Origin of the sequence: Pseudomonas sp. BS3767 (genome assembly GCF_900099665.1) — a bacterium.
In the GTDB taxonomy this organism is placed as follows: Bacteria; Pseudomonadota; Gammaproteobacteria; order Pseudomonadales; family Pseudomonadaceae; genus Aquipseudomonas; species Aquipseudomonas cerasi.
The window spans coordinates 126,269-151,087 of the sequence record NZ_FNCX01000008.1 but is presented as its reverse complement, the minus strand read 5'-3'; the positions used below and the strand labels follow the sequence as shown (position 1 = coordinate 151,087).

Here is a 24,819-nt window from a genome sequence, read left to right as displayed (position 1 = left end):
TCTGTTTCCGCCCAGCTAGCAGAACTACTAGGCTGTTCCGCCTGCGGGACGAAAAACACTGGAGACGTGCCCTACTGCCGCACGGGCCTCACCAATACCGAGTAGTAATGCTCCTGCACATAGGCATTGCTATCAGGTTCCGGCACCCCGCGCATGCTGTCGATCGAAGGGAAAAGACCCAGATTCCAGTTCCGTCTGGCGGGCAATTGCGGCGTAACTCCATTTTGATCAGGCTCACGTGCAGGCTCGGACAAGTCCGAGGCCAGCACGCCGGTAATCTGCCCGTTCCGGTCCAGTACTTTCCCCGCCACGAACATGAAATGAAACGGGTAGTCCGATGACGGGCTGCCTTCCAGCCCTCCTCGCTCGATGAAACCGATACCTTCGCCGATCTCGGGAAATGACTGCTCGCCGACAAAATAGTCAGAGTGGCCGCGTGCATTTATCCAGTCATCGAGCGCTGTTGTCGTGATATTCAGGCTCACCAACTGACCATCCTGCCTGGCGACGACCTCGACATTGGGCACCACTGGAGCCGGATCACCCAGGCTCTCGCCCTTGTAATCGAACGCGACTTGCCCTCCGGCATATTTCGATACCAGGAACTCGGTGCTGGAGATGCAGCTTTCAGGCACCGCTGCCCTGGCTTCCAGCCTCACGTAACCGTCACGATCCGCTGCGATGGAGTGGAACAGGCTCGATGGCACATTAAGCTTGCCGGGTACCAGAACGTCGTCGCTCATGATGTGCAGGTCTTCGTGGTGAACCTGAAGCGTTCCGCTCGCTGTGTCATGAGCGGAATGGGACTCGTGAGTTGCCAAACGACCGGCCGGCCGCCGGGTGCGGATGCTGCAGATCATCTGATCGATGAGATTGCCGCCCTTGAGCGCTGGACGGTTGATCAGCGTGAACTCATGTCCGCCGATGTGACGCACCCAGGGCAGTGCCAGGGTCTCGGCGCGCGACCTGCCTTGCGGTGGTACCAGCAGAAACACCCCGTTGCGCTCATCCCAGTCGGCGCGGTAGATCCTGCCGTTATCCAGCTTGATGTAGTCACGTCCCTCAATCGAGTAACTGCCACGCTTTGGCCCGCTGCTGAGCGCTTCTGCACCGGTCAGATCGACAATCGCGCTGGCAATCCCCACACCTCGGGTCCGCTCGGGATAAAGGGCGTCATCGATGTGCAGTTGCAATTGCGCACCGCTCAGATGTGTATGCTCGTCCGGCTGCTCCAGACTGGTGACCGACTCATAGGTATAGCCGCGCTGCGAGGAGAGAAAAATGCGTCGCGCATCGGCTTCCGGGACGTCATCAAGGGACAGCACGGCGATACGTTCAATTCTCGACGGGTCGGTAAAACAGGCTTCGATATGATCGATGATCGACCCCGCATGACTCAGGTAAAACTCGTCGTGCAGATGCCCCGCCAGCATGCCGAGACGCCTGGCAGGCGAATGGGCGAACCAGGATTTTCCCCCTGACTTCAGGCTGACTTCTGCCATCATCAGGTTGTTGCGGGCCAGCTTCTCCTTAAGCTGACTGACGAAGGCGCTCCGCTCGCTGGCGAGCGGCGGAATGTTTTCCTGAGCAGCCAGAAGCGGCTCGCTCAGACGAAGCTGTCTGAGGATATTTTCCCCCAGGCGTAACTCTCTGGATCTCGATGCCGCTCCCCATTCAACGGTATGGCCCAGCAAGGTATTGGCCAAGGCCGCCTGGTTGCGCGCAGCAAAAAGAATGGCCAGTTCCTCAGGGGTATCGAGTACATAAAACGGATTTTCCACTGTGGTAATGGACGAGGGCAGCCGCGATTTGATTTTGGCCACAGCATCGATGTTCCTGGCGACCCATTGAGGGTTGCGCACATAGGCTTCGTTCGCCGCCTTCGCGCCATAGAACAGCTCCAGTGCAAAGTCATCATGGGCGATGCCGTTGCGATAATCCGACTGGTCGTGCCACAGCTGAGGCAACGCTCGTTTGGGATCGGCGTGCGGGCTGATTTTCTGCAGGCTCAGGGCAACAGGCTGCTGGTCGTGTAACGTCTCGCCCGGCGCCAGCGCCAGGAAGTGCTCGATGGGCAGCGTGCCGCGATAGTGAACGCCGCGATCCGCTTCGATCACCAGTTCCTGTCCGCTGCCATTACTGAGCGTCGCCAGAACACCCGCAACGGTCTTGCTGCCGACCAGACCTTGCAGCGTGTCGCTTATTCGGACGGTCACGAACATGCCTTGAGCCGCGACAATCTGTGCCTGAATTTCAGGCTTGTAGGCCGGTATGGCAGGCAACACCCTGGCGACTTCCATGCGGCTGCCGTCGGCGCGAATGAAGGCGGTCGTCTCAACATCGGTGCCCGCATGTTCGAGTACTTCGACATGACCATTACGCTCGGTGACGTATTTGTGCTCGATCACACCAAGCGCCATGCTCTGCTGGCTTACCCTGCCATCTGCGTCGATGACCCGCACGGAGGCTGTTTCAAGCGCCGCCACGCAGTTGTCATACCAGCTGACTGTGTTGGTGGGAGCCAGAAAACGCTCCGGGCGACCGCTGAAGCCAAGCGGAAAATCCTCGGTGTGGGCAAAACGTGAAAGCTGCGGGGCGTCGACCGTTGACTGCGGGTGCCTGCGCCATTGACCTGCTTCGAGGTCCAGCGCATGCAGAGGTCGCAATTCCGGCCCTGTCAGTCCGCTGACTGTCCGGCAGGCATGGCCGTTGAGCATGTAGATCTTCTCGCTGATTCCACCGAGCAGTACCGCCCGAGCGCCACCTTCGACCATCGCGTTGCCATTCCAGTCGAGGCTCGTGACCTTCCGGCCCGTCGGCAGCTCGGAGATCTGCCCATCCTCCGAGACCCGCCAATAGGAGCTGCTTGTGGATAGGCGACGCCGCGCGAGGTGTGCGCCCTCGGCTTCGCGTTCGATGGCATCGCCGTGCTCGCTGTGTCGGGCCGTTTCGTTCAGATCAGAGCGGTCAGAAACAGCGCGCTCGCTGACGGTCTGTTGATAACGCAGTATCGCGGACCGGAGCCCTTTCACCGCCGATATGCCGCAATGCAGCGCCGAATGCAGACCGACCAGCAGAAAACCGAAGTTCTTCACCGACTCCTCGTAGTCGTTGGCCTTGATCGAATCGCCGAGGGCCTGGACCTGCTGGCTCATCGTCCAGATAGTGGTGCCTTGCAGCATCAGCACACCCGCCACTCTGGGAGGGAGCGTGCGCATTTTGCACAGCACCAGTTCGGCAATGATGTTGAGTGCATCCAGCGCGATGCCTTCATCATTGCCGTCGTAAATGTCGAATCCCAGGTTGATGAAGTTGCCCAGCACAGGGATCAATCCGCCGACCTGATGCACCAGTTGCAGCACATGCTGCGCGCTGGTCGACATGTTCTGAATGTCATCGTCGTTCGCTCGGGCGCTCAACATCTGCCTGAACGCCAGAGCACTGGCTTCAAGCCGGACCTTCTCGTCGGCGCTCAATAACTCGATGCAATGAACCGGCCTGTCACTGTCCGCCAGCGCAACCCCTTCCAGAATCTGCAGGCGCTCGGCGGCAGTACCGGATACCAGCACCAGCCGCTCGGCCTCCAGCATCCGATAGGTTTCGGTCGCCTGAATGGCGTAGTTCTCGGCCTCGAGCCTGAACGCTGCCTGTGGTGCGGTCAGTCGAGCAGGCAGGTGGCCGTTGTTGACGAAGGCAATGTTCGCGTCGAATAAACCCGTCAGCTTCGCTTGCAGCACGTCCAGACTTGCCGTGTAACGGGTTTTAACGGCGAGCGCCTGAGCCAGTTGCCCGAGCCGTTCATCACGATTGTCGGCAAGCGCCAGCTCGCGGCGCAGGTCTTCGTCATACACCACACTCAGCAGGGTTCGATAACCGACCGACTCTTCGTGCCGGAAAAACGTACCGGTATTGATCCAGCCGGCCCGGTAACTGATATCGAACGAAGACCGTGCAATCACCGGCCAGCAGGCTTCATTCAACCCCAGATAACGGCATAGCTCACGCGCCACGAATTCCGGCTGGGTCGGCTGCAGAACGACTTGCAGGCGCTGTTGGTCCTCGAGGTTCTGCGCAATCACTCTGTAGTAGGTGTTGACGGCATCATTCAAGCGCCGGGTATAGGCCGCCTGACGCTGCGCGTGCGGCAACGCCGGCAGGTCCTCCTGGTAATGTGCCAGCAGGTGACGGGCCGCACGCAGCAACGTGACAGAGTGGCCGACGCTCCATTGCGCCTCGCGCAACTCATCGGTCAACTCCACGAACCGTGACCTGATGACGTCATAAGCACCCAGCGCCAGGGGATCCACGTAAAGAAACGGAGGTTCTTTGCTGCGGATATCGAAGGCTTCGATGTCGATATCGGCCAGCGGATGACGACGCTGGACAGGATTGGGCACGATCACTTCCACGATCAGCCGCTCAATATTGATCGCCCCCTCGGCTTCGCCATAGCGAATGGTGTTGATCATGTAAGACGACAGTTCCTGGCGCGCCGCGTCGAAGTATTCCGCAAGATCCTTCGCGCGCCAGGGATTGACGGTGTGCTGCTCGCGGTAGATGTCGTGGTGGCCATCGCTGTCGTAAACGACCAGTTTCAGCGTGATGCCACCGGTTTGCTGGAGCATTGTCAGCAGCGCGTTTTCGTTGTCTTGCAGCGACGCGCCAAAATGCCGGTAACTGTTCAGCAAGGTGCGGCATCGACCAAGATGCCACTGCATCTCCTTCTTCAGCTCAAGGTCGATGACACCGTAGTCGTCAGTGCCGTGCGCCTGAACCTTGTGCTGCCGAAAGGTGTAGACCTGCGAGGTATCGAGCATGAAACGCTGCTGTTCGGCGAGGGTGAAAGGCAACGCGGGTGCCATCCCCGCAGGATGGGCTTCGCGCTCTCCGGGCAACAGCGCAGTGATCGCCTGCAGCAGATGGTCGCGGGTGGCAGCCAGCGGAATGTCGACGCCGTAGTAATCGAGCAGACCATGCAGTGAGACGGTTTGATCGTCGCGAATGGCCAGGATGCACTTGGCATCTGCCGATTCAAGGTGCGGTACCAACCGGGCCAGGCAGTCGGTGAAACGGATAAATCGGAGGTGCAGGTCAGACAGCGTGGCGTGCGCAGGTTGCCGTCCCTCGGAGATGCCCTGCAGTCGCAGCGAGTGAACCGGCCTACCTTCATTCATCCTGACATGCAGCACACAGGTGAAAGACTGCCTGAAGTCCACCTGAGACGTGTTGACCAGATCAAGAACGTAGCGCAGGTCTTTACGGCGTACCCCGGGCAACAGATCGTCATCGACCTCGCCAGCCGGACCCGCGCTGGCGATAGCCCTGAGCAACGCCTTGAACCGCTGCAATATCGAACCGCCAAAAGTGACGCCGGCAAACAGCGGCGAGTCGTCGGCCACGGTCATGAATACTCTGTTGGTCATACAGGTGCCGGTCTTCACGTCGCGCATTCGTGCCCGCAGCGTGTTCAGCAACCTACGGTAATCGCCCCGCGTGCGGTCTATGCGCTCGATTCGGATGCTCGGCGAATGTGACTCGCGCTGATGACTCTGCGCAATATCGAGCGCCGCCTTGGCCAGTTCGTGCTCGGGGCCTGCCTCCAAGGCTGGCGAAGCGACGGAACGGGTAACGCGTTCTGCGCTGTCCCTGAGCACGTTCAGTTCATCGTCGAACAGCACTGATTTCAGGGTGTTCAGGAGCTCGATATCGTCGGCCCATCGCCCGAACACGCTGGCAGCCCCAAGTACCTGAATCTCGTCCAGTAGCGTGAAACCTTCAGGCCGCGGCCGTTGCAGAATGGCGGCCAGTTGCTCGCTGCCTTCGGTTGCCAGCATGTGCTGAAGCCTTTCCCGGCCGGCAACTGGCATGGAAGGAAATGATGAGGTGTGGGTATCGGTCATTGCTGATGCTCCGTGCATTCCAAATGACCGACACCATGCTGTTTCGCGGAAAAACGAGGTAATACATAGATGTTTTCGGACGACACGGGCCAGACACCGGGCAAATACAGGCTCTGCCGTTGTTCGCTACCGCGCGCTGGGAACAAGCTTCTGTTCCTCCAGTCAAACCCTGTGCTTCATCGCCCACTCACGGGCGGTTCGAGCTCGATAAAGGTGACGCAATGAAAACTGCACGCGCAATGGCTTTGGCAACGTTGATGGCAGCGGCTGCAAGCCCTGCATTTGCCTTCAATCTGAATGACGCCGCGAACGCGGTCTCCAATGCCACCAATGGCAATCAGAAAGCCACGGCGGCACCCGAAGTCGCGGGGCTGCTCAATACTCTCGGTACGCAGCTCAATGTCACCCCGGAACAGGCGGTTGGCGGGACAGGTGCGCTGCTCGGGCTGGCGAAGAACAAACTGACCAGCACCGATTATTCGCAGTTGGCCAAATCGGTCCCGGGCCTGGAGCAAATGTCCGGCACTTCCGCACTGGAAAGTCTGGGCGGCGCCAACGGGCTGGGCAGCCTGCTGGGCGGCAAGTCGGGCAATAGTTCGATGCTCAACAGCGCGCTGGGCAACGTGCAGAGCATGGGTGATGTGAACAACGCCTTCAAGGCGTTGGGCATGGACAGCACGATGGTCAGCCAGTTTGCCCCGCTGATTCTGCAATACCTGGGGCAGCAAGGTGCCAGTGGCTCGGCGTTGCAGAGTTTGAGTGGGTTATGGGGTGCCGGGAGCTGAACCGGACCTTATACGTGTAGCGTTCCTCAATATATCTCCGGTCTTATATTGCTTTTTTTGCACAGCGCCTGAGATCAACGCACCTGCTGAATTGAAGGCCACACCCACCATGGCGGTGCTGCGGTCTTCAGGAAATTGCCTTGCCCATTTGATAGCAGCCGCCCCAAAGGCGGCCGGGTCGCTTTTTTTCCCCGAATACACTTGCGACGCCAGCCCCGCGTAATACTCGGCCTGCTTAAAACTTAACCTTCCGTCTCCGTGAGTCGCAAAATGGCGATTCACTTGACGGAGGTTTTTGATGAAGGAAGACTGGCTGTCATTGAATCGCTCAAGCGCGTCATCAAGCCATTTTCTACTGCCTTGCAGAGGCATCGATGAGCCAACCGCAGGGATCAACCCTTTGCGGGCTGTTTCAATCACGTCGTTAAATTGCTCGCTGATCAGCTTTACAGACTTTATCGTACGCGTACTGAAAACTGCTACAACCACCTTAAATACTCGCCCCGTCGGATCGACATTATTGACAGGGTTTCCTCCACAGTAGGCATAACCATTTATCCCGCCCTCACCAAACGGGCTCAGCGTATCCGGGCTGTTAAAGCGCATCAGCGTCGGGTTGAATGCGCGAAGTCCATTGCCCAGCAAGTAATATCCAGTGATCGGATCAATCGTCTGCCCTGTAAAACCAGGTACGCTCAGTGCGGATGTTTGCAGGGATCGCAGGCCATAAGGACTGTAGACAAACGCCTGATTGCGCATGGCATCAAGGCTGTGCAGCACCGAGTTGGCTTGATCTGTCGCAAGCAGATCGAACAGGACCTGATCAGATTCCACACGGCGCAACGCCAGTAAAAGACCCTCTGCCTGAACAACAGAATGGTGGGAAGTGCCCTGTATTGCTGTGGTCAGGCGGTTGTTTCGATAGAAACGCCTGACGACCTCCTGCCCCGCAGGGGCGATGCTTGCCAGTCGGTTCAGTGCGTCGTAACGGTATAGGCCGATCGGCGAAACATGGGGCAATGACATGAGAGCGGATTCCGGCAACATTAAAGGCCAGTTTCATCCGCCCGTTTCGCCTCGTCTACCTGTCAGAACTGTCAGTGCCCAGGCAACTCCAGCCGCAACGCCGCAATACGCGCATCCTTTTCGTCCCAGAGCTGATTGACCCAACCCTGCACTTTCTCGCGAAATGCAGGATCGTTTTCGTAATCGCCCTGCCACAGCGCCGGGTCCAGCTCGCGGGTTCGGATGTCGACGATCACGTTGGAAACCCGGCCGCAGAGCATGTCCCAGAAACCGGGAATGCCTGAATCGGGATACACGACCGTCACGTCCAGGATGGCATCGAGTTGCTCGCCCATTGCCGCCAGCACGAAGGCAACGCCGCCGGCCTTGGGCTTGAGCAGATGGGTATAAGGCGAGCCCTGGGCCGCATGTTTGGCCGTGGTGAAGCGCGTGCCTTCCAGGTAGTTGACGATGGTCACCGGCTGACGCTTGAACAGTTCACACGCGGCCTTGGTGATTTCCAGGTCCTTGCCCTTGAGCTGCGGATGTTTCGCCAGGAACGCCTTGCTGTAGCGCTTCATGAACGGGTAATCCAGCCCCCACCACGCGAGGCCCAGCAACGGTACCCAGATCAGCTCTTTTTTCAGGAAGAACTTGAAGAACGGCGTGCGCCGGTTGAGTGCCTGGACCAGCGCGGGGATATCCACCCACGACTGGTGATTGCTGATAACCAGGTAGGACGTGTCACCGCGCAGCCCTTCATCGCCACGGATGTCCCACTGCGTCGGTATGCAGGTGGCGAAGATGACCTTGTCGATCTCGGCCCAGGTTTCGGCGATCCACATCACCGCAGCCGAACAGCGATCGCGCATACGGCCTCTGAACAGCAGTTTGAGCAGCGCAAAAATCAATAGCGGACCGATAAGCACCAGCGTATTGATCAGTAACAGCAGGGCAACAAAACAGCCGGTGAACAGACGGCGCATGACGGACTCTTGAAGGTTCAGGGGCGGCAATAATAAAGACCCACGCGTTTTACGCCAATTACACAGGTGCTTACAAATGTTTCACGTCTCGGCCTTTATGCTGACGTCATATTCATCCTGACGAACCTACTGCAGGTTCGCTGTCTAAAAACGGGCGCCAATCAGGCGCTGACTATTGCGAGGAACCTCTCACGTGAAACCGATCCTGGCGCTATTGTCTTTGCTGGCCCTGCCGGTCATGGCCGCTGAACCGACGTTGTATGGTCGCTACGAGAACATCAAGGTTGCGGAAATAGGCCAGACCTTCAAGGCCAAGATGGACACCGGCGCACTGACCGCCTCGCTGTCGGCAAAGGACATCGAGTTGTTCAAACGCGATGGTGATGACTGGGTACGTTTCCGCCTGGCAACCAAGGGTGCGGACGACAAGGTGTATGAGCACAAGGTCTCGCGGATCAGCAAGATCAAGGGACGCGCCGAAGGTGACGACGACGATGACGAAAGCATCAACCCCGCCAAGCGCCCTGTCGTTGACCTGGAACTGTGTCTGGGCGACAAGAAGCGTACGGTCGAGGTCAACCTGGTGGACCGCAGCCACTTCAACTTCCCGCTGTTGATCGGTGCCAAGGCGTTGCGTGAGTTCGACGCCGCGGTCAACCCGGCCCGCCGTTATACCGCTGACGAACCTGATTGCTGAGGTTATCCACAGTCCTCAGTATCGTGTGACGCTCCGCGCCCGATCCGGGATGTGCGGCACAGCGTAGATCTGTGACGCAGAGCGTCACCCACGGCATTCCCACGCTGGAGCGTGAGGAACGATCACCTTGTAACTATCGTGCCCATGCTCCGCGTGGGTATGCATTTCTGGACGCTCCGCGTCCTATCCGGAATGTGCGGCGCGGCGCAGATCTGTGACGCAGAGCGTCACCCACGGCATTCCCACGCTGGAGCGTGAGGAACGATCACCTTGTAACTATCGTGCCCATGCTCCGCGTGGGTATGCATTTCTGGACGCTCCGCGTGCTATCCGGAATGTGCGGCGCGGCGCAGATCTGTGACGCAGAGCGTCACCCACGGCATTCCCACGCTGGAGCGTGAGGAACGATCACCTTGTAACTATCGTGCCCATGCTCCGCGTGGGTATGCATTTCTGGACGCTCCGCGTCCTATCCGGAATGTGCGGCGCGGCGCAGATCTGTGACGCAGAGCGTCACACAGGGCATTCCCACGCTGGAGCGTGAGGAACGATAGCCGCCCGCAAGAACACCATCGTGCCCATGCTCCGCGTGGGTATGCCGTTCTGGACGCTCTGCGTCCTATCCGAGATGTGCGGTGCGACGCAGATTGACTCAGACCGGCGGCTGGGTCGCGATCATCGACGGGCGTTGACTGACGTCCAGATACCAGGCGGCCAGTCGCGGATAAGTGCTGCGCCAGTTCAGATCCGGCTGGCGGAAATCCAGATATCCAAGTGCAGCGGCGACGCTGATCGATGCGACATCGAAGGACGTGCTGAGCTCGGTGACCGCGTCGCTTTCGAAGTAATGCAGCGAGCGCTCAATCTTCTGCTGCTGGTTGTCCAGCCACTGATTCCAGTGTTTTTCCTGCGGACGCAAGGCAGTTTCGTAGCGGATCATTACCGCTGCATCCAACACCGCATCGGCCAGCGAAGCCAGGGTCAGGCGCCTCCAGCGTGCCGAGCCTTCCCGGGGGATCAGTGGCAGGCCCACGTGCTGGTGGTCGAGATAATCAAGAATCACCCGGCTGTCGTGAATGACGTTGCCGTCAGCCAGCCTTAGCGCGGGAAGTTTACCGGCCGGGTTGTCTTCATTGAGCTCGGCAGACGGGCTGACCGGTGTCAGCACTGTGGTCTGCAACTCGACGCGATCGAGCTGAGCGGTTTCATGCAGCATCACCATCACCTTGCGGGCGAAGGGTGAAGCCGCGTTGAAGTACAACGTCATCGTGGGCGCTGACATGGGTATTCCTCGAATGAGACAGGATCCTAGACTAGTCAGCCTGTGACGCGTCTGCAATCAGCGTTTCAATCAGCCGCGCCGCGCCAGCAAGCCCTTGATGCTCAACAGGGCAGCCGTCCCCATGCCCAGCCACGCCAGCGTATCCCACCAGCCATCACCCAGCAGCGCGGCGAACAAGCCGACGCCGATAAGCAGCGCTATCACGGCGGGTATCGCAAAGGTCCTCCAGAATCGCGATGGCCTGGAACTCATTGCGCCACCTGAGCCCGAAACACGCTCACCGAGCGCGCGGCACGACGCCTCACCCACCACAGATAGACGCCGCTGCCGAGTACGATGATGGTCAGCACGTCCAGCACTGCCCAGAGAATCTTCATCGGCATGCCGCCGTAATCACCGAAATGCAGAGGTTGCGACATGCCCAGTGCGTCCATATACCAGGGACGTTCGACCACGGCGGTGACTTGCAGGGTCTGCGCGTCGATCAGCACCGGTGTGGCGAGGTGCGCAGTCAGGTGTGTATTGCCTTTGAGGAACACCGCGTAATGATGCTCGCTGGAGAAGCGCGTGCCGGGGAAAGCGATGAAATCGGCCTGCATGCCCGGCGCAGCGGATTCGGCAATTTCCAGCAATCGAGTCGCCGGGGCGCGCTGGGTCAATGGCGGCGCGTCCTTGTAAGGGGCGATCATGGCCGCCAGCGCATCATTGCGCCAGGAGGCAATCAGCAGATCGGCACAGGCGCTGATGACTCCCGTCACGCCGACCACCAGCGCCCAGGTCAATGTCACTACGCCGATCAGGTTGTGCAGGTCCAGCCAACGCGTACGCCTGGATTTATTGGCCCGCACCTGGCCGAACTCCAGCTTGCGCATGAACGGCGCATACAACACGGTCCCGGAAACGATCGCCACCACAAACAGCAAGCCCATGAACGCCAGCAGCAATTTGCCGGGCAGGTTGGCGTACATGTCTACATGCAGGCGCAGCATGACCATCATGAAGCCGCCGTTGGCAGAAGGCATCTCCAGCGCCTCACCGGTGCGCGCATCGAGGGCGAAGGTGTGCGAGGAGTTGGGCTCGGTGCCGGCGGTTGCAGCGGTGATTGCCATTACGCCATTGGGGTCTTCGTCGTCCCAGCCGAAATACTGCATCACCTCACCGGGGCGATGCGCTTCGGCTGCCCTGGCCAGTTGCTCCAGATCCAGGCGTGGTGTGTCGGCAGGCATCTCCCGGTAATGCGGAGCGTCGCCGAGCAGATGATCGATTTCATGATGAAAGATCAGCGGCAGGCCGGTGACAGCCAGCATCAACAGGAACAGGGTGCAAATCAGGCTGCTCCAGGTATGCACGATGGACCAGCGGCGCACGGTTTGGCTTTTCATGGTTTATCCACAGACGAAGAGACGCAACGCTACGCGCGTCCCCGAAATGACTTGTAAGACTAAGCCGCTCGAAACCAAAAAAGTGTCAGGGCGATCCGCTGTCTGCATGAACGGGTATGTTTCAGAGTTTTGCCGGAGGATTACCGGGCTGTTGATCCCTGGGCAGCACGGACACCCACCACGCCGTGTGCTGTTCTATCTGCACAGGCAAGGTCGGCAGCAGCGCCCTGAGCGCCAGGTCAGTGTCTTTCAATGGGAAGGTACCGGTAACCCGCAGATCAGCCACCTTCGGGTCGACGCCCAGATGTCCTGCCCGGTAACGCCCCAGTTCAGCGAGCATGTCCGCCAGCCGCGCGTTGTCCACCACCAGCATGCCGCGCGTCCAGGCGTCGACACCGGAAGGCATGCCAAGCAACGGGCCAAGTCCGTTGCGGGTCAGCAGCACCTGTTGGCCCTCGCGCAGAACCTGTTCACCGGAAGCATTGCGCGGGTGGGCGACGACCGCCGATTGCAACACGCTGAGCCGTGTTCCATCGGACTCGCGCCGGACCAGAAAACGCGTTCCCAGAGCGCGCATCTTTCCATCCGCCGTCTCGACGATGAAGGGCCGCGGGTCGTCATGATCGCCGGTCTGCACCAGTATTTCACCGTCCTGCAGAATGACCCGACGTTGCTGCGCATCGAAGCGCACATCGATTGCGCTGTGGGTGTTGAGGCGAATCAGGGTGTTGTCCGCCAAACGCACGTCACGCTGTTCACCGGTGGCGGTGCGCTGGTCGGCAAGCCAGTAATCTATCGGCAGATAGCGGTCGCCGACGAACAATGCCAGACCCAAGGCCATGAACACCCCGGCCAGACCGCCACCGAGCTTGCGCAAACTGTGTCGCAGGGCACCCGGCGACTGTTGCAACGCCTTGCGTGCCGGACCTGCGGGCAAAGCAAAGCGCTGATTGACCATGCCCAACTGGCTCCAGGCCCGGGCATGCTCTTCATCGGCGGCCAGCCAGCGCGCCAGTTCGGCGTCATTGCCGTCGTTGCTGTCCATGTTCAGTTGCCACTGGATGGCCGCATCGAGCACGCGGGCAGAGACCGGTCTGGCGTTCACGTCGGCTCACCGTAAAGTGCCACGTAGCACTGACGCATGGCCTGAGCCAGGTATTGCCTGACGCGCGAGACCGAAACGCCCAGCCTCTCGGCAATCTCAGCGTGACTCATGCCGTCGAGGCGACTGTACAGAAAGGCTGCCCGTGCCTTGCTGGACAGTGTGCCGAGCATGCTGTCGATCGCCTTGAGGTCTTCCAGAATCAGCATCTGCTCTTCCGGAGAGGGCTGCTCGGCCTCGGGCACCTGCATCAACTCCCCAAGATAGGCCTGCTCCAGCGCAGCGCGTCGGAAGTGATCGAACATCAAGCCTTTGGCGACGGTTGCCAGGAAAGCACGCGGTTCTCTGGGCGTGAGTAATTCATGGCGCCCCAGCAAGCGCACAAACGTGTCCTGACTCAAATCCTGAGCACGTTGCGGGCAGGCGACATTGCGTCTGAGCCAGGCCAGCAGCCAACCGCGATGATCGCGATACAGCGCACCAACGATCTCGCTATGAGTGCTTGGGACTGACGACACGAATGGCCTCGATGAGAAAGTTCTAACTAAAGAGAATCATTCGCGATTGTGGCAGAGCGGAGGGATAGTGGCAATTCGCGTCTGTCGGGAGGCGGGTCTGAATCGAGTGGGCGCTCGTGCCCATGCTCAGCGCCATTGCGAAGCGGAGCGTCGGGAAATGCAGTCTCACGCTGAAGCGTGAGGAACAAGAATCCTGTAACTATCGTGCCGATGCTCCAGTGTGAAATACATTCACGCTGGAGCATGCACAACGACAGGCGTCCCGGGAGGACGCCTGGGCGTTAGATCAGGCCTGGTGGCTGATCTCGCGCAGCGGCTTGCCGCGTGCCGGCTTGTCGCCTGCGACGAAGTAGTCGGCCGTGCTGCGTGGCAGCGGCTGGCGACCACGGATCTTGTCGGCGATTTTCTCGGCGATCATGATCGTCGGTGCATTCAGGTTACCGGTGGTGATGATCGGCATGATCGAGGCATCGACCACACGCAGGCCTTGCAGGCCATGCACGCGACCCTGACCATCGACAACCGCCATTTCGTCGGTGCCCATCTTGCACGAGCAGGACGGGTGATAAGCCGTCTCGGCATGCTCACGCACGAACTGGTCCAGTGCCTCGTCAGACTGCACGTCGATGCCGGGGCTGATTTCGCGGCCACGGTACGGGTCCAGTGCCGGCTGCTGCATGATCTCGCGCGTCAGGCGGATGCCATCGCGAAACTCCTGCCAGTCCTGCTCGCTGGCCATGTAGTTGAACAGGATGCTCGGGTACTCGCGCGGGTCTTTGGATTTGACCTGCACGCGGCCACGGCTCGGCGAACGCATGGAGCCGACGTGAGCCTGGAAACCGTGCTCCTGAACGCCCTTGGTGCCGTTATAGTTAATCGCGACCGGCAGGAAGTGGTACTGAATGTTAGGCCATTCGAACGCTTCACTGGAGCGAATGAAACCACCGGCTTCAAACTGGTTGCTCGCACCGATACCTGTACCGAGGAACATCCACTCGGCACCGATGGCAGGCTGGTTCCACCACTTCAGCGAAGGGTACAGCGACACCGGCTGGGTGCAGGCGTACTGCAGGTACATCTCCAGGTGATCCTGAAGGTTCTGGCCAACGCCCGGCAGGTCATGAACCACCGGAATATCCAGCTTGTTCAGCACTTCGGCCGGGCCGACGCCGGAACGCTGGAGAATCTGTGGCGAAGCGATCGCGCCGCCACACAGCAGCACTTCCTTGCGGGCACGGGCCTGGATGCGGGTATCGCTGTCGCCTACCAGGTACGCCACGCCGACTGCACGCTTGCCTTCGAACAGAATGCGATCGGTCAGCGCGTGAGTGACGATGGTCAGGGTCGAGCGCTTCTTGGCCTCGTCCAGATAACCACGGGCGGTACTGGCGCGACGACCGTTAGGCGTCACGGTGCGGTCCATCGGACCGAAACCTTCCTGCTGATAACCGTTGAGGTCGTCAGTGCGCGGGAAACCGGCTTGCACGCCCGCCTCGACCATCGCGTGGAACAGCGGATTGTTGCCCGCCTTGGGCGTGGTCACGCTGACCGGACCTTCACCACCGTGGTAGTCGTTCGGGCCAATGTCGCGGGTTTCGGCCTTGCGGAAGTAAGGCAGGCAGTCGAGGTAGCTCCAGTCTTCGAGACCCGGCTCCTTGGCCCAGCCGTCGTAGTCCATCGCGTTGCCGCGGATGTAGCACATGCCGTTGATCAGCGATGAGCCGCCCAGGCCTTTACCGCGGCCGCATTCCATGCGGCGGTTGTTCATGTGCGGCTCTGGCTCGGTCTCGTAGGCCCAGTTGTAGCGACGGCCCTGCAGCGGAAATGCCAGGGCGGCAGGCATCTGGGTGCGGAAATCCAGCCGGTAATCCGGGCCACCGGCTTCGAGCAGCAGAACGGTGACGCCTGCGTCTTCGGTGAGACGGGCTGCCAGGGTGTTACCGGCCGAGCCGGCACCAATGATGATGTAGTCGTATTCGGATTGAGTCGTCATAGAGGCTCCCTCATAGAGCTGCGAGTTTCAAGCCTTGGCCGCAAGCAGAAGCAGCGAGGCGATACTCTTGAAAATGGGGTGCGGCAGGCAGCTTTTGAGTGCGTCTGCTTGAGGCCTGCCGCGTGCCACTGAAACCGTGTTTAGAAAACCGAGGCGTAATCGCCCAGTTCGATTTGTACCGACTTGATGCGCGTGTATTGGGCCAGCGAGCTGATGCCGTTCTCACGACCGACGCCCGACTGCTTGTAGCCGCCGACCGGCATTTGTGCCGCCGACTCGCCCCAGGCGTTGATCCAGCAGATACCGGCTTCCAGCAGATGAATCACGCGGTGGGCGCGGTTCAGGTCGCGGGTCACGATGCCTGCAGCCAGACCGAAGTCGGTGTCGTTGGCGCGGCGCACCACTTCGTCTTCGGTGTCGTAACCGAGGATGCTCATCACCGGGCCGAAGATTTCTTCACGCACGATGGTCATCTCGTCGGTGCAGTCGGTGAACACGGTCGGCGCAACGAACGCGCCCTTGTCGAACACACCGCCGGTCAGGCGATCGCCGCCGCACAACAGACGTGCGCCCTGCTCTTTGCCCTTGGCGATATAACCCAGCACGCTTTCCATGTGCTCGAAGCTGACCAGCGGGCCGAAATTGATAGTTTCGTCTTCCGGGTTGCCGGCGCGGATGCGCTTCACACGCTCGAGGATTTTCGCTTCGAACTCGGCTTTCAGAGCGTTCGGCACGAACACGCGGGTGCCGTTGGTGCAGACCTGACCGGAACTGTAAAAGTTGGCCATCATCGCGATATCGGCCGCACGGTCCAGATCGGCGTCGTCGAACACGATCAGCGGTGATTTGCCGCCCAGCTCCATGGTCACTTCCTTGAGCGACGAGCTCGAGGCGCTGGCCATGACTTTCTTGCCAGTGTCGGTGCCGCCGGTGAAGGAGACTTTCTCGATGCGCGGGTGCTCGGTGATCCAGGTACCGACTTCACGGCCGCTGCCGGTCAGCACGTTGAATACGCCGTTCGGTACGCCCGCTTCGGTGTAGATTTCTGCCAGCTTCAGGGTGGTCAGCGAAGTGACTTCACTCGGCTTGAAGATCATCGCGTTACCCGCGGCCAGCGCCGGGGCGGATTTCCACAGTGCGATCTGGATCGGGTAGTTCCAGGCGCCGATACCGGCCACCACACCCAGCGGCTCGCGGCGGGTGTACACGAATGAAGAGTCGCGCAGCGGAATCTGCTCACCTTCGATGGCGGGTACAAGACCGGCGTAGTATTCCAGCACGTCGGCACCGGTCACGATGTCCACGTAGCGGGTTTCGGAGATGGCCTTGCCGGTGTCCAGCGTTTCCAGAGCGGCCAGTTCATCGTTGCGCTCACGCAGGATGTCGACGGCACGGCGCAGGATGCGCGAACGCTCGACGGCGGTCATGGCGGCCCAGATTTTCTGGCCCTTTTCGGCGGCGACGACGGCGCGCTCGACATCGTCCTTGCCGGCGCGCTGGATCTGCGCCAGGACTTCGCCGTTCGCCGGATTGATGGCGTCGAAGGTTTCAGGGTTGCTGGCATCGACATAACCGCCATCGATGTAAAGTTTCTGCAGTTCAAAACGGGCCATAAAGTCCTCGCAAATTCAGTGGGGGGGCGATGACTGATTTCAGTGTGCCGGGTTCGTTCGGCAACAGGCTTTTACAGTCGTTCGGTAAGGGGCTTCGAAAGCCTCAGCTCGCCGATTTCGCCAATTGGAAATCCATGTACTCGTAAGCGATCCGTTGCGCTTGCTCGGTGTCGAATGCATCGCCTGACAGCGCGCCTCTCAGCCACAACCCGTCTATCAGGGCTGCCAGCCCGCGGGCGGCGCTGCGTGCCTGTTCCAGTGGCAAGGTACGGCGGAACTGACAGCACAGGTTCGAATACAAACGGTGGTCGTTGATGCGCTGCAATCGGTGCAGCGAAGGGTGATGCATGCTGGTCGCCCAGAAGGCCAGCCAGGTTTTCATGGCCGGGCCGCTGACCTGACTGGCGTCGAAGTTGCCTTCGATGATCACTTGCAGGTGAGCCCTGGGGCTGTCCTCGGTCAGCGCCTGACGGCGTTCGCGGACGTTCTGGATCAAGGCGTTCATCAGATGCCGCATCGTGGCGGCGATCAGGCCGTTCTTGTCCTGAAAATAGTGACTGATGATGCCGTTGGACACGCCTGCCAGTCGCGCAATCAGCGCAATGCTGGCATCGCCCATACCGACCTGATCGACCGCAGTCAGCGTGGCCTGGATCAACTGTTGGCGGCGGATGGGTTGCATTCCGACCTTGGGCATTGGCGCGATTCTCCCGGGTGTCTGCAGTGATCGTTGTACCAAAACGGTGAGACCAGTCTAAAGATTTTTTATTGAACGATCAATCAATAAAAAATAATCGGCGGGTTTTCGCCGGTAAACGGCAAGCTGAAAAGCGCCTGAATGCGGGAGTTCTGGAGGATGCGTCAAGGCGCAGATTTGTGACGCGGAGCGTCACCCACTGCATTCCCACGCTGAAGCGTGAGGAACGATATCTCAACTATCGTGCTCAGCTTCATCCTCAACTATCGTGCGACGCTCCGCGTCCGGTGTTCAGCGCTGGAACAGTCAATCCTGCAAAACCACATCCGCCAGTTGATCAATCGCTTCCTGCCGCTCCGCCTGATTCGGTTTGGCGTGCGGGTTGAGTGTGGACCATTGCGGGTGGGCGCGGGCGCGATTCAGGGGCTCGGGGATTTTGCCTTTGCGCCAGGTCTTGTCCTGCGGTGTGGTCAGTTCGATGCTGTGCAGAGCAGCGTGGCCCCTGACACCCAGCGCCAACAGCAAGTGGCGCTGACGCAGGGCGAGCAGGCGCAGTACCGCATCATCGACGGTCAGTTCTCTGCGCCCCTTGAACTTGCCGAGCAACCGGCCTCCGTAGCTGCGCGCCGTGGATAACGCACCACCAGCAATCGCGCCGACCAAAGCCGCCGCGCCAAGCGTTACGCCGCCGACCATCAGGTCGACCCCTGCACCGGCCGCAGCGCCAGCCGCCACCCCGCCGCCAACGCGCACGCCCATCAACTTCAGGGTTTCCGGGTTGAACAGATCATCACCCCAACGACCGTCCATCAACGGCAAATCGCTGCTGGACACATCATCCTTGCGAAACGCATACAGCTTGAGCAGCGCCTCGACACATTGCTGTTCGCGCTGGCGAACCGCCTTGCGCAACGCTTCCACAGCCTGCTGCTCCTGCTCGGCAGTGGTCTCGACGCTACGCCGGCATGCAGCACAATCAATCAGCAGTTCGGCGATCAGGCGAGCAGCGCTGTGACGTTTGGCCGTGCGCTGTTTTTCCTGATCCTCAATCAAACGCTCGAGCCGCGGCCGCGCGCTTTCCAGTAGAAGCGCCAGGCTTTCATACAGACGTCGACCGCCGTCTTCCGGCGGTGCGACGCTGTCGAAGCGCACCAGTGCATGCAGCCCCAGGCGTGAAAGCGCTTCGCGCCACTCCGGCTCGCGGTGTTGCTGTGCACTGACGAAATTCAGCACCGGCAGCAGCGGCTTGCCACAACTGGCCAGCACCGCCAGCTCATCACGGTACTTGGCGAGTACCGGTTCGCGTGCATCGATCACATACAGCCCAGCGTCCGAGCCGAGCAACTGGCGCATGACTTTGGCCTCCTGTTCAAAACGCTGGCGCGCCTCGCTGCCCTCCAGAAAGCGCGCCAGTCGCGCCGGTCCGTCCAGACGCTCGCCGGGACGGTCCAGGCGCTCCAGATAATCGAGCAGTGCGATAGCGTCTTCCAGGCCAGGCGTGTCGTACAACTCGACCAAGGCCTCGCCGTCCACAGAAAGGCGCGCGCCTTCGACATGACGAGTCGTGCTGGGGCGATGGGACACTTCGCCAAAGCTGACATCACCGGTCAGGGTACGCAGCAGCGAGGTCTTGCCGACGTTGGTATGACCGACCACCGCCAGCTTGATCGCACGAGTGCTGTCTGCTTCAGTCATGGCCTGTCTCCAGCCAGTTCAAGGGCGCACTGTCGGCGTGTGGCAACTGCAGCTGATCCAGCGCGACGTGCCAGTCGCCAAGGCGCTCGGGGTCAAGCCTCTGCCCGGCAGGCGCGGGCAGCAGCCAGATGCGCGCTGCACCGGCGCAGCGTGCCAGTTCGGCGATCAACGCCAGACTGCCACGGTCCGGCGAGCGGCGCGGGTCACAGGCGATCACTATGCGCGCAGGCGGATACTGGGTCAGTTGCTCCAGCAGCTTGTGGCGCGACTCACGGCTGTCGAGAACACCTGCATCAGCAACACCCGACGGCAGCGCTGGCGGCCAGACCTGCTGATCATCCAGCTCGATGGCCACCAGCAACGCGCCGTCGCTTTCGCTCGCCCCTGCGCCGGACTGCACCTGATGCAGTGCGGCAGGCTCGGCATCGTTGACACCCAAGCGCTCGCTGCTGGGCATCAGGCGCTCACGCAATTCAAGGTATTCGGGCAAATCCAGATCAAGGCGCAGCGCTGCCCTGCCCTGCTTCCAGCGCCACAGGCAGAACCCGGCCAACAAAAGACGCGGCACGATGCCGTACACCAGCAGCACACCGACCAGCCATGCCGCCCAGGCCTGACGCGCATTCTCGATACTCAACGCGCCATTGCCGCTGGCACGAATCATGGTTTCGTCCGGCACACTGAATCCCAGCCACGCCGGGATCGTACTGAGCGTCTGGGTAAGGCTGACGAACGTGTCGCTGCTCAGAATGGTGGTTTCCCAGACAAACCCGTAGCGTCGGGTCGCCATCAGCATCAACAGCAACACCAGCGCAGTGAGTAACGCCAGCAGCCACAAGCTGTGAACCACCAGCCCCAGCGCCCAGCGGTTCAGGCGCTGGCGTTGCAGCAGCAAAACCAGCGCGGGGGCAAGCTGCGCGGCCTGGGCGTCACGGGCGAGTTTTTCGCTCAGCCACAGCCACACTCGGCCCAGCCCGGTGTTACTGCGCCCGGCGAAGATCAGGCCCAGCGCCCAGGTCAGCAACAGCACAAGGTTCAGCCCCAGCAGGCTGCCCAGCGCCCAGAACACATTGACCGCTGCCTGCCCGTCGCCCATTGCAGCGAACGCCAGGCCAGCGCCACTGATCACCGAGAGCACCGCCAGCGCAATCAACGCCAGCCGTGCGCCCTGCTTCCAGTGGTGCAGTGCGCCAAGCATGCCGTCGCGCTGCGCCAGGCCGAGGGCGCGGTGGGTAATGCGCGCAGTCAGGTCGCCTCCGGCAGCGCGGGCACGGCGATTGGCTTCCTGATCATCCAGCACGCCCGCCTGCTGTTCACGCAGGCGCACGGCTTCGGTCAGCCAGAGGGTATCGAGGGGGGTCAGTGCAGTCACACAGTGTCTCTTGATTGAATTCAGCGGTGAGCATAACCGCAGTCATGGGACTGAGCACGGCGCATGTCAGTTCATTCGCCTGCCCTGCGACCTCTGATATCCTCGCGGCATGAAAACTCATCTCCCCCTCAGCCTGATTGCCGCCCTTGGTGAAAACCGAGTGATTGGCGTCGACAATTCCATGCCCTGGCATTTGCCGGGGGATTTCAAATACTTCAAGGCAACGACGCTCGGCAAGCCGATCATCATGGGCCGCAAGACCTGGGATTCGTTGGGTCGCCCGCTGCCTGGCCGCCTCAACCTGGTGGTCAGCCGCCAGACTGATCTGCAGCTTGAAGGCGCGGAAGTCTTCGCTTCGCTGGACGCCGCCGTCGTGCGCGCCGAGCAGTGGGCGCAGGAACAGGGTGTCGACGAGGTGATGCTGATCGGCGGCGCGCAGCTTTATGCCCAGGGCCTTCCCGAGGCGGATCGCCTGTACCTGACTCGCGTGGCACTGAGCCCTGATGGCGACGCGTGGTTTCCTGAATTCGATACGGCGCAGTGGGCGCTGGTATCCAACATCGAAAACGCCGCCATCGATGACAAGCCTGCCTACAACTTCGAAGTGTGGGAACGCGTCTGATCAGCAATTTCTGGAGCAATTGCGGCCGCTGACGAAAAACTGCAACAAAAGTGTCGTTTTTGGTTTCACTGTCGCAAATAAAGGGGCAAACGGCGTCATTTGGCCTTTTTCGGGTCGCTGACGTACTTTTGCCTTCACAATAATTTGTTACGGTCTGCCCCTTCGTTTTTTCGACAAGGGGAAATCGCCTATGAAACTCGTGCCAAAACTGTTGGCTGCTGCCGTCTGCTTCGGGCTTGCCAGCCAGGCTATCGCGGCCACCGAATTGAAGCATTGGCCCGAGCCTGCCGCCAAGGCGCTCGACGCGATGATTGCGGCGAATGCCAACAAGGGCAATTACGCCGTCTTCGACATGGACAACACCAGCTACCGCTTCGACCTCGAAGAGTCGCTGCTGCCTTACATGGAAAACAAAGGCCTGATCACCCGCGAAAAACTCGACCCCTCGCTCAAGCTGATCCCCTTCAAAGACACCGCCGAGCACAAGGAAAGCCTGTTCAGCTACTACTATCGTCTTTGCGAAATAGACGACATGGTCTGCTACCCGTGGGTCGCGCAGGTGTTTTCCGGCTTTACGCTTCAGGAGCTCAAAGGCTATGTCGATGAGCTGATGGCCCTGAAAAAGCCGATCCCTGCGACCTACTACGAAGGCGATACCGTCAAGCAGCTCAATGTCGAGCCGCCGCGGGTATTCACCGGGCAGACCGAGCTGTACAACAAGCTGATGGAAAACGGCATCGAGGTGTATGTGATGACCGCCGCGTCCGAAGAGCTGGTGCGTATGGTCGCTGCCGATCCGAAGTACGGCTACAACGTCAAACCGCAGAATGTGATCGGCGTGAGCACGCTGCTCAAGGACCGCAAGACAGGCGAGCTGACCACCGCACGCAAGCAGATCACAGCGGGCAAATACGATCCGAAAAGCAACATGGGTCTGGAGCTGACGCCATACCTGTGGACACCGGCAACCTGGATGGCGGGCAAGCAGGCGGCCATTCTGACCTACATCGACCAGTGGAAAAAACCGGTCCTGGTCGGCGGCGATACCCCGACCAGCGACGGCTACATGCTGTTTCACAGCGTCGACGTGAGCAAGGGCGGCGTGCACTTGTGGATCAACCGCAAGGACAAGTACATGACCCAGCTGAACGGCATGATCAAGGACAATGCCGAAGCTCAGGCCAAGGAGAAGCTGCCGGTCACGGCGGACAAGAACTGGGTGATCGTCAAGCCGGACGAGATTCAGTAAGCGACACGACATTGCGGGTTGTCAGCAACCCGCAAACCCGGTCAGTCGACTTTCTCGAACTTCAGATCCCAGACGCCGTGTCCGAGCTTCTCGCCACGGCGCTCGAACTTGGTGATCGGCCGTTCCGCAGGGCGCGGAACGTACTGGTTGTCTTCGGCCTGGTTGCGATAACCGGGCGCCACGCTCATCACTTCCAGCATGTATTCCGCGTACGGGCCCCAATCAGTGGCCATGTGGAACACGCCGCCTTCCTTCAGCTTGCTGCGCACCAGTGCGGCGAATTCAGGCTGCACGATACGGCGCTTGTGGTGACGACTCTTGTGCCACGGGTCCGGGAAGAACAGCATCAGTCGATCCAGGCTGTTGTCCGCAACGCAGCGGTTCAGCACTTCAATGGCGTCGCAATCGTAGACGCGCACATTGGTCAGCCCCTGGGTGAGTACGCCGTTGAGCAATGCGCCTACGCCTGGAGAGTGCACCTCGACACCGATGAAGTCGTGCTCGGGAGCCGCAGCGGCCATTTCCAGCAGCGAGTGGCCCATGCCGAAGCCGATTTCCAGCGTACGCGGCGCAGAGCGACCGAATACCTGATCGAAATCAACAGGCGTGTCGGTCAGCGACAGGCCATACAGCGGGAGGCCTTGATCGAGGCCGCGCTGCTGACCTTCGGTCATGCGGCCGGCACGCATCACAAAACTCTTGATGCGGCGGTGCGGGCGCTCTTCGCCTTCTTCGACAGCAGGCGACTCTGGGTGCGGAACGTGCGAATCAGTCATCAACGGGCTCTTACTTGATCAGGCCATCCAGCGGCGAAGACGCGCTGGCATAGAGTTTTCGTGGCATGCGCCCGGCCAGGTAGGCCAGACGACCGGCAATTACGGCGTGCTTCATGGCTTCGGCCATCATCACCGGCTGCTGGGCATGGGCGATGGCCGAGTTCATCAATACGGCTTCACAGCCCAGTTCCATCGCGATGGTGGCATCGGAGGCAGTACCGACACCGGCATCGACCAGCACCGGCACTTTGGTTTCTTCAAGAATGATCTGCAGGTTGTACGGGTTGCAGATACCCAGGCCGCTGCCGATCAGGCCGGCCAGCGGCATAATTGCGATACAGCCGATTTCGGCCAGCTGACGGGCGATGATCGGGTCATCACTGGTGTAGACCATAACGTCGAAACCGTCCTTGACCAGGATCTCGGCGGCCTTGAGGGTTTCGATCACATTCGGGAACAGGGTTTTCTGGTCGGCCAGCACTTCGAGCTTGACCAGATTGCGGCCGTCGAGCAGTTCGCGGGACAGGCGGCAGGTGCGCACGGCCTCGGTCGCATCGAAGCAGCCAGCGGTGTTCGGCAATATGGTGTAGCGATCAGGCGGCAGCACGTCCAGCAGGTTCGGCTCGCCGGGATTCTGGCCCAGGTTGGTACGGCGCACGGCAACGGTCACGATCTCGGCGCCCGAGGCTTCGATGGCCAGACGGGTCTGTTCCATATCGATGTACTTGCCGGTGCCTACCAGCAGGCGCGACTCGAAAGTCCGACCGGCCAGGACGAAGGGCTTGTCGCTGCGAACATTGCTCATCGGAAATCCTCATAACGTGCAGATTGGGTTGGGCGCAGTGCGGATTGCGAACTAGCCACCGCCAATGGCATGAACCACTTCGACCTGATCGCCTTCACTCAGGACGGTCGCCGCATGTTGACTGCGCGGCACGATATCCAGGTTCAGTTCCACCGCGACCCGGCGCCCTGCAAGGTCCAGACGGGTCAGCAATGCCGCGACGGTTTCGCCATCGGGCAATTCAAAGGGTTCGCCGTTCAACTGAATGTGCATGCGAGAGCAGCCATCATTTTAGGGGGCCAGCATTCTAGCCCGATCAGCCGGTATGACCAAGGCAAAGCCACGCCATTCGTCTCAAGCG

Annotated in this window: 20 protein-coding genes; 4 read left to right on the top strand and 16 right to left on the bottom strand. The window is 60.4% G+C overall.

From position 1 onward, the window contains the following. Window positions 1-71 precede the first annotated feature (71 nt). The gene (locus BLR16_RS21295; RefSeq protein WP_074807285.1) at window positions 72-5,900 is read right to left on the bottom strand and encodes a hypothetical protein; all 5,829 of its coding nucleotides are present in this window, start codon (window positions 5,898-5,900) and stop codon (window positions 72-74) included. Window positions 5,901-6,121: 221 nt separating this feature from the next. On the opposite strand from BLR16_RS21295, the gene BLR16_RS21290 reads away from it, so the two are divergent. Then, a complete protein-coding gene (locus BLR16_RS21290; protein WP_003372491.1) occupies window positions 6,122-6,685 on the top strand; it encodes a DUF2780 domain-containing protein in 564 nt (187 codons plus the stop codon). Here BLR16_RS21290 and BLR16_RS21285 read toward each other — a convergent pair. Both BLR16_RS21285 and BLR16_RS21280 read right to left on the bottom strand, forming a co-directional pair. Next, the gene (locus tag BLR16_RS21285) at window positions 6,665-7,711 is read right to left on the bottom strand and encodes an RHS repeat-associated core domain-containing protein (RefSeq protein WP_232917435.1); all 1,047 of its coding nucleotides are present in this window, start codon (window positions 7,709-7,711) and stop codon (window positions 6,665-6,667) included. The two genes, BLR16_RS21290 and BLR16_RS21285, sit on opposite strands and share 21 nt — an antisense overlap. Before the next feature lie 71 nt (window positions 7,712-7,782). Beyond that, entirely contained in the window at window positions 7,783-8,676 is an 894-nt protein-coding gene (locus BLR16_RS21280; protein WP_003432549.1) for an acyltransferase, read from the bottom strand. 193 nt (window positions 8,677-8,869) lie between these two features. Here BLR16_RS21280 and BLR16_RS21275 point away from each other — a divergent pair, with 193 nt between their 5' ends. Then, on the top strand, window positions 8,870-9,373 hold the full coding sequence (locus BLR16_RS21275) for a retropepsin-like aspartic peptidase RloA2 (RefSeq protein WP_003432546.1): 504 nt from the start codon (window positions 8,870-8,872) through the stop codon (window positions 9,371-9,373). A 652-nt stretch (window positions 9,374-10,025) separates the two neighbouring features. Here BLR16_RS21275 and BLR16_RS21265 read toward each other — a convergent pair. From BLR16_RS21265 to BLR16_RS21210, 10 genes are all read right to left on the bottom strand, one after another. Continuing rightward, window positions 10,026-10,655, bottom strand: coding sequence for a glutathione S-transferase family protein (locus tag BLR16_RS21265; RefSeq protein WP_024661874.1), 630 nt, complete (start codon window positions 10,653-10,655; stop codon window positions 10,026-10,028). A 69-nt stretch (window positions 10,656-10,724) separates the two neighbouring features. Then, on the bottom strand, window positions 10,725-10,907 hold the full coding sequence (locus BLR16_RS21260; RefSeq protein WP_058396372.1) for a hypothetical protein: 183 nt from the start codon (window positions 10,905-10,907) through the stop codon (window positions 10,725-10,727). After that, the gene (locus BLR16_RS21255; protein WP_074807278.1) at window positions 10,904-12,037 is read right to left on the bottom strand and encodes a PepSY-associated TM helix domain-containing protein; all 1,134 of its coding nucleotides are present in this window, start codon (window positions 12,035-12,037) and stop codon (window positions 10,904-10,906) included. The genes BLR16_RS21260 and BLR16_RS21255 overlap by 4 nt, the downstream gene beginning before the upstream one ends. A 121-nt stretch (window positions 12,038-12,158) precedes the next feature. Further along, complete coding sequence (locus tag BLR16_RS21250) at window positions 12,159-13,142, bottom strand: FecR domain-containing protein (RefSeq protein WP_003432542.1); 984 nt, start codon at window positions 13,140-13,142, stop codon at window positions 12,159-12,161. Beyond that, a complete protein-coding gene (locus BLR16_RS21245) occupies window positions 13,139-13,657 on the bottom strand; it encodes an RNA polymerase sigma factor (RefSeq protein WP_003372500.1) in 519 nt (172 codons plus the stop codon). The genes BLR16_RS21250 and BLR16_RS21245 overlap by 4 nt, the downstream gene beginning before the upstream one ends. A gap of 286 nt (window positions 13,658-13,943) precedes the next feature. Continuing rightward, window positions 13,944-15,650 (bottom strand): choline dehydrogenase, encoded by a 1,707-nt coding sequence (gene betA / locus BLR16_RS21240; protein WP_024661877.1) that lies wholly within the window; start codon window positions 15,648-15,650, stop codon window positions 13,944-13,946. 140 nt (window positions 15,651-15,790) lie between these two features. After that, a complete protein-coding gene (betB, locus tag BLR16_RS21230; RefSeq protein WP_058396369.1) occupies window positions 15,791-17,263 on the bottom strand; it encodes a betaine-aldehyde dehydrogenase in 1,473 nt (490 codons plus the stop codon). 103 nt (window positions 17,264-17,366) lie between these two features. Beyond that, window positions 17,367-17,960, bottom strand: a complete 594-nt coding sequence (betI, locus tag BLR16_RS21225) for a transcriptional regulator BetI (protein ID WP_002555619.1) — start codon at window positions 17,958-17,960, stop codon at window positions 17,367-17,369. Window positions 17,961-18,266: 306 nt separating this feature from the next. After that, window positions 18,267-19,655 (bottom strand): DUF3482 domain-containing protein, encoded by a 1,389-nt coding sequence (locus BLR16_RS21215; RefSeq protein WP_003372506.1) that lies wholly within the window; start codon window positions 19,653-19,655, stop codon window positions 18,267-18,269. Beyond that, window positions 19,648-21,027: a DUF2868 domain-containing protein gene (locus BLR16_RS21210; RefSeq protein ID WP_046720099.1), complete on the bottom strand. Its 1,380-nt coding sequence runs from the start codon at window positions 21,025-21,027 to the stop codon at window positions 19,648-19,650. The genes BLR16_RS21215 and BLR16_RS21210 overlap by 8 nt, the downstream gene beginning before the upstream one ends. Window positions 21,028-21,136: 109 nt before the next feature. On the opposite strand from BLR16_RS21210, the gene BLR16_RS21205 reads away from it, so the two are divergent. Together BLR16_RS21205 and BLR16_RS21200 are read left to right on the top strand one after the other, a co-directional pair. Further along, entirely contained in the window at window positions 21,137-21,649 is a 513-nt protein-coding gene (locus tag BLR16_RS21205; protein WP_074807261.1) for a dihydrofolate reductase, read from the top strand. 190 nt (window positions 21,650-21,839) lie between these two features. Beyond that, a complete protein-coding gene (locus tag BLR16_RS21200; RefSeq protein ID WP_024661887.1) occupies window positions 21,840-22,898 on the top strand; it encodes an HAD family hydrolase in 1,059 nt (352 codons plus the stop codon). 41 nt (window positions 22,899-22,939) lie between these two features. Here the strand turns inward: BLR16_RS21200 and trmB are convergent, their stop codons facing one another. From trmB to thiS, 3 genes are all read right to left on the bottom strand, one after another. Next, a complete protein-coding gene (gene trmB / locus BLR16_RS21195; RefSeq protein ID WP_217636672.1) occupies window positions 22,940-23,587 on the bottom strand; it encodes a tRNA (guanosine(46)-N7)-methyltransferase TrmB in 648 nt (215 codons plus the stop codon). Between the two features lie 97 nt (window positions 23,588-23,684). Next, window positions 23,685-24,479 carry a thiazole synthase gene (locus tag BLR16_RS21190; protein WP_003304387.1) on the bottom strand — a complete coding sequence of 265 codons (795 nt, stop codon included), beginning with the start codon at window positions 24,477-24,479 and terminating at the stop codon, window positions 23,685-23,687. Between the two features lie 51 nt (window positions 24,480-24,530). Continuing rightward, on the bottom strand, window positions 24,531-24,731 hold the full coding sequence (thiS, locus tag BLR16_RS21185; RefSeq protein ID WP_003372514.1) for a sulfur carrier protein ThiS: 201 nt from the start codon (window positions 24,729-24,731) through the stop codon (window positions 24,531-24,533). Window positions 24,732-24,819: the final 88 nt, after the last annotated feature.